Raw genomic sequence first — 6,196 nt, forward strand, 5'->3', positions numbered from 1 at the left:
AAAAAATATGACCTTAATGAAATTACAGTAATTATTGACTATAATGGCTTGCAGATAAGTGGAAAAATAACTGATGTTATGCCCCAGAACATAAAAGGTAACTATATTTCTGATGGTTGGAAGGTTTTAGAGATTGATGGCCATGACCATAACCAGATATATGAAGCTTTAAAACAATCTGTTAATACAAAAGACACTCCTGTTGCAATTTTTGCTTATACAAAAATGGGAAAGGGTGTTTCCTTTATGGAAGATGATGAGCAATTTCATGGAAAAGCTCTATCAATTGAACAGTATAAGAAAGCTATAACTGAGCTTAATATTGATGATGATCTAGATAAATATTACAAATTACGTCAACAAATAACCCCTATAAAAGGAAAGGTAGATATATCACTCAAAGAAAGAGATAAAAAAATAGAAAAGGAATTAAAAAGAACTTATAAAATTAACATCAATTTTGGAACACCGCAAACATATTATAAAGATGATGAGCTTGACAATAGAACTGCTTTTGGAAATGTTTTAAAAAACTTTGCAGAATTAAACTGCAAAAAATCTCTTATTTATGAAAATTCTTCTAACTTTAATAAATCCCCTATTTCACCAATTGCTGTTTTTGATTGTGACCTTGCAACTTCAGTTAAAACTGATAAATTTGCATCAATATGCCCAAATAACTTTTTCGAGGGAGGTATCCAGGAACATAACACTGCTACTATTGCAGGTGCATTATCAACACAGAATATTCTTACATTCTTTGCAGATTTTGGAGTTTTTGGAATAGATGAAACATACAATCAACATAGACTAAACGATATAAATCAAACGAACTTAAAATTAATTACTACTCATTGTGGTTTAAACATTGGTGAAGATGGGAAAACTCATCAGTGCATAGATTATCTTGGTGTTATGAGAAATTTATATAATTTCAGTATAATTATTCCAGCTGATCCAAATCAGACAGACAGAGTAATTAGATATATTTCAAAAACTCCAGGAAATTTTTTAGTAGCAATGGGTAGAAGCAAAGTTCCAGTTATATTAAAAGATGATAAAAGTCCTTTTTTTGCTGACGATTATAAATTTGAATATGGAAAAGCAGATTTAATAAGAGATGGAGATAGAGCAACTATAATTTCTATGGGATTTATGCTTCATCGTGCCATAAGGGCATGGGAGATATTAAAAAACAAGGGATATCTGGTTAGAGTATTAAATGTTTCCTGTCCAACTAATATTGATGAGAAAATTATTGATGAATGTATTAATATGGGACCAATAGTTACATATGAAGATCACAATATTCAAACTGGTCTTGGTAATATCATAGCGGATTACATTGCTCAATCTGGAAAAAGAATAAGATTTAAAAAAATGGGTATAGGTAGCTATGGATTATCCGGTGATCCAGAAGACCTTTTTGAAATTCAGGGATTATCAATTGAAAATCTTGTTAATTCAGTAATTAAAGAGATATAAAGAGAAGATTAATTTATGTATAAAAATTGGAAGATAGTTCATATAACAAATGGTTTGCCTCAAGCAAATATTATAAAAACTAGACTTGAATCAGAAGGAATAGATGTTCAACTAGTTTATGAAGCTATTTCAGAAATTTTTGGTTTAACTGCTAATGGTTTGGGTGAGGTAAAAATATTAGTAAAAGAAAAAGATTTTAATATCGCTAAAGCTATATTCAATAATAAATTAGATTTTGAAGACACGAGCAATTAACAAACTAAAAATTATGCGTGAAATTTTTTCCTTAAAAACCTAATTTTAACCTTTCTTTATTTTTACATCATATGCTTTAAATTAAGAAATTTTTGATATTTGATCCAGTGCACTATCACAATTTCTCTATTTTCACAGCACATACTTTAAGTTCGGGAATTTTTGAGACTTCATCTAATGCGCTTATTGTAAGTATGTTTGCATTTGACTCAGCGAAGTGAAACGTAGTAAATAAGACTCCAGGTTGTGTCCTCTCTGTTATATTTGCTTTTATTTCAATCTCACCTCTTCTTGATATAACTCTTACTATCTCTCCAACTTTAATATTTAACTTCATTGCATCTTCTGGATTTATCTCCACAACATTTTCCGGATATATTGTGCTCAGTCCTTTTGACCTTCTTGTCATTTCCCCTGTATGCCAGTGATAAATCACTCTTCCAGTTGTTAGTATAAATGGATATTCTTTATCTGGTAATTCCTCTGGTGGAAGATGATCTACAGCAGTAAATCTTCCTAATCCCCTTGAAAATTTTCCAACATGTAAAATTACTGTGCCCGGATGTTCCTTATCTGGACATGGCCACTGAATTCCTTTAGCATCTAATCTCTCATATGACACTCCACTATATATTGGAGTAACTTTTACTATTTCATCCATTATTTCTTTTGTTGAATTGTAATTCATTATATATCCCATTTTAGTAGATAGCTCACAGATTATCTGCCAGTCTGTTTTACTATCACCAATTGGATTGATAGCTTTTCTTAATAACTGAACTCTTCTTTCTGTATTTGTATATGTTCCTTCTTTTTCAGCAAATGAAGCACTGGGTAATACGACATCAGCTAATTTTGCCGTTTCACTTAAGAATATATCCTGAACTACTAAAATTTCTAAGCTTTCCAAACATTTTCTTACATGATTTACATCTGGATCGCTCACCATTGGATTCTCACCCATTATATACATAGCTTTAATTTTTCCCTTTTCTGCTTCGTTCATCATCTCGACAACTGTAAGACCTGGTTCTTTATCAAGTTTTACTCCCCAAAATTTTTCAAACTTATTTTGATTTCCTTCACTTGCAACACTTTGGTATCCGGGATATACATTTGGAAGAGCACCCAGATCACACGCACCTTGAACGTTGTTTTGACCCCTTAATGGATTGACACCACCGCCTGGTATTCCCATATTTCCTAATAACATCTGTAAATTTGCACATGAAAGAACATTTAGATGACCACTAATATGCTGTGTTATTCCCATCGAATATATTAAAGATGCTGGTTTGTTATTTGCTAATATCTTTGCTGCTCTTATGATATCATCAGCTGGTACTCCTGTTATCTCTTCTACTATCTTTGGTTCATATTTAGAAACTGTTTCTTTCAGTTCCTCAAATCCTTCTGTTCTTTTCTCAACAAACTCCTTATCCCAGAGGTCTTCTTCAATGATTACATTCATGAGACCATTTAAAAGAGCAACATCGGTCCCGGGTATTTGTTTAAGATGAATCATTGCCATATTTGTGATATCTATCTCCCTTGGGTCAGCAACAACTAATTTTACACCTTCTCTAACTGCCTTTCTTATCTTTATTCCTATAACCGGGTGCTGTTCTGTAGTATTAGAACCTATAATAAGATATGCCTTCGCTTTCGTTGTAATATCTTCTATGGAGTTTGTCATGGCTCCACTTCCAAATGCTGTTGCCAGACCTGTAACAGTTGGAGCATGACAAAGACGAGCACAATGATCAATATTATTAGTTCCTAAAACAGCTCTTGTAAATTTCTGTAAGAGATAGTTCTCCTCATTTGTACATTTTGCTGATGAGAGAACAGCAAAAGCATCAGAACCCTCTATTTTTCTAATCTCTAAAAATTTGTTTGCAATATAATCTAATGCTTCACCCCAGCTTATCTTTTTAAATTTACCATTTCTCTTCATAAGTGGTGTCTTTAATCTATCTGGATGGTTTACAAAATCAAAACCAAACCTTCCCTTCACACAAAGAGCTATCCCATTAACTGGGCTCTCTGGATTTGATGTAACTTTTACTATTTTTTCATCTTTTACATTTAAATCAAATCTACAACCGACTCCACAATAAGGACAGACCGTATTAATTTTTTTAAATTCCCATTCCCTTCCCATACCGGTAGAAATTTTTGGAGTTAATGCTCCAACTGGACAAACAGCAACGCATTGTCCACAGAATTCACATGTAGAATCTTGAAGTGGTAAATCAAAGTCAGCTATTATTTTTGTATCAAAACCTCTATTAGTTACACCAAGAACTCTTCTATTTTGAATTTCCTCACAAACTCTAATACAACGTCTACATAATATACACTTATTTAAATCTCTTATAATAAATGGGTTTGTTTCATCTATCGGATAATTCGTCCTTCTTCCCTTAAATTCGCTTTCCTTTATACCAAATTCATATGCTAAATCTTGTAGTTCACAATTACCAGCAATATCGCAGGTCATACAATCTAATGGATGATTCGAAATTATCAAATCAAGTGATACTCTCCTTGCTTCTAAAACTTTAGGAGTATTTGTAAATATCACCATTTTATCCCTCACCTTAAATGAACAGGCTGGTTGTAAAACTTTTTCTCTCTCTACTTCCACTAAACAAATTCTACACACAGATTGTGGGGTGAGAGCTGGATGATAACATAAAGTTGGTATATATATTCCCTCTTTTTTAGCAACATCTAAAATTGTGCTACCTTCTTCAGCTTTTATGGAGCAACTGTCTATAGTAATATTTATTTCAGACATATATTGTTCCTCTAATCACAAATATAGTTATTATCCTTAATTATTATTTACATTCCTCTTAGTTATATTCTAAAAATTCTTTTTGTATTAACGATTTTAATCAATTTTAAAGATATTTTTTAATCTTTATATATGGGTATATATCAAATTTATATCTTTTCTGTTTTTAAAAATTTTTAAATTACATAAATAGCATCGAATTTACAGACATCTCTACAAACACCACATTTTATACAAAGTCTTTTATCTATTTTGTGTGGTTTTTTCTTCTCACCAGATATTGCATTTTGAGGACACTTCTTTAAACAACGTGTGCAACCTGTGCATTTTTTTTCATCAATATGGTAGGTTATTAAAGCTTCACATTCCCCTGCTGGACATCTCTTATCAACAATGTGTGCAATGTATTCATCTTTAAAATATCTCAAGGTTGAAAGTACAGGATTTGGAGTTAGCTGCCCAAGAGCACAAAGTGAGCCTTGATTCATAACTCTTGATAGTTTCTCCAACTTTTTTAAATCCTCTAATTTACCCTCACCATCTGTTATCCTAGTAAGAATCTCCAACATCCTTTCTCCACCTAACCTACAAGGAACACACTGACCACAACTTTCATCACTCGCAAATTGTAAAAAGTATTTTGCAAATTCAACCATACAAGTCTCATTGTCTACAACTATCATTCCTCCTGAACCCATTATTGCACCAGCTTCTGTTATTGGTTCATAATCTATTGGTAAATCCAATTTTTCTGCAGGTAAACAGCCCCCTAATGGTCCGCCTATTTGAACAGCTTTAAAATTCTTATCCAGTGGTACTCCCCCACCAATATCAAATACAAGCTCTCTGATACTCATACCAATTGGCACTTCAACAAGTCCTGTTGATATAACCTTACCAGTTAAAGCAAAAACCATAGTTCCTTTGCTTCTTTCTGTTCCTATAGAAGAAAACCAGTCCGCACCATTTAAGATTATCTGTGGAATATATGAATAACTTTTAACATTATTAATATTTGTTGGTTTACCCCATAGTCCTGAATTTGCTGGGAATGGTGGTCGAGGTCTTGGTTCACCTCTCCTTCCCTCAATTGATGCCAAAAGAGCTGTTTCTTCACCACAGACAAAAGCTCCTGCACCTTGTTTTATTTTTATATCAAAACTAAAATTTGATCCCAGAATATTCTTCCCAATTAATCTAGCTTCTTTCGCCTGCTTAATAGCAATTTTTAATCTTTTAATTGCTAAGGGGTATTCAGCACGACAATAAATATATCCTTCTTTTGCTCCTATTGAGTATCCTGCAATTAACATCCCTTCTAATAAGCTATGAGGATCTCCTTCAATTAGACTTCTATCCATAAATGCTCCCGGATCACCCTCATCAGCATTGCCTACTATATATTTTGGCTCACCATTTGCTTTTTTAGTGAATTCCCATTTTAACCCAGTTGGAAATCCTGCTCCACCCCTACCTCTTAAACCAGATTTTTTTATTTCATTAATGATTTGAAATGGAGACATATCAAGAATTGCTTTTCTTAATGCTAAATATCCTTCTCTTTTAATATATTCTTTAATATTTTCTGGGTTAATAACCCCGCAATTTCTTAGTAATATCCTTTTTTGGTATTTGTAGAAAGGTATATCTTTG

At 32.6% G+C, this 6,196-nt stretch carries 4 protein-coding genes; 2 read left to right on the top strand and 2 right to left on the bottom strand.

What is annotated here, in order from left to right; genetic code table 11:
* Both KKC53_03495 and KKC53_03500 read left to right on the top strand, forming a co-directional pair.
* A partial coding sequence (locus KKC53_03495) for a transketolase (protein ID MBU2598229.1) occupies nt 1-1,485 on the top strand: 1,485 nt, incomplete at its 5' end.
* Between the two features lie 15 nt (nt 1,486-1,500).
* Nucleotides 1,501-1,740: a DUF2007 domain-containing protein gene (locus tag KKC53_03500; protein ID MBU2598230.1), complete on the top strand. Its 240-nt coding sequence runs from the start codon at nt 1,501-1,503 to the stop codon at nt 1,738-1,740.
* Between the two features lie 115 nt (nt 1,741-1,855).
* On the opposite strand, the gene fdhF is transcribed toward KKC53_03500, so the two are convergent.
* Both fdhF and nuoF read right to left on the bottom strand, forming a co-directional pair.
* On the bottom strand, nt 1,856-4,543 hold the full coding sequence (gene fdhF, locus KKC53_03505) for a formate dehydrogenase subunit alpha (protein ID MBU2598231.1): 2,688 nt from the start codon (nt 4,541-4,543) through the stop codon (nt 1,856-1,858).
* A gap of 176 nt (nt 4,544-4,719) precedes the next feature.
* Nucleotides 4,720-6,196: NADH-quinone oxidoreductase subunit NuoF (nuoF, locus tag KKC53_03510; protein ID MBU2598232.1), on the bottom strand; the 1,477-nt coding region annotated here is incomplete at its 5' end.

Source organism: Actinomycetota bacterium, from assembly GCA_018830725.1.
In the GTDB taxonomy this organism is placed as follows: Bacteria; Actinomycetota; Humimicrobiia; order JAHJRV01; family JAHJRV01; genus JAHJRV01.